Consider the following 342-nt stretch of genomic DNA (forward strand, 5'->3'; position numbering starts at 1 on the left):
AATGGTTTGTTATTTACGTTCAGTTCAGTGAAATTAGGAAAGAAAAAACACCTATTTTTTAATAGGTGTTTTTTCTGCAAAGTGGCTTATAAAATTAAAAGAAAGGTATTTCTATTCATACATTTTTAATAATCATCTCTATGATCATGCTCATCACGTTCTTTACAATGCTTACGCTTGCAACAGAAACGATCACAATCAGGTGAATTTATAGAGACTACATTAATTTTATTAATTGCAATACGTGCTAATCCTGGGAAACAATCGAAGTCAGATAAAATAATTACGTTGTTTCCTTGAAAACCTTGGAATGTTGCACTTGTAGGTGGTTGGCAATCATAT

1 pseudogene is annotated in these 342 nt (G+C 31.0%); it reads right to left on the reverse strand.

The window, feature by feature from the left end:
- Positions 1–125 precede the first annotated feature (125 nt).
- A pseudogene (locus MR167_RS31980) lies at positions 126–342 on the reverse strand (hypothetical protein); the annotation flags it as partial.

The organism is Bacillus cereus group sp. BfR-BA-01355, from assembly GCF_022663675.1.
In the GTDB taxonomy this organism is placed as follows: Bacteria; Bacillota; Bacilli; order Bacillales; family Bacillaceae_G; genus Bacillus_A; species Bacillus_A thuringiensis_S.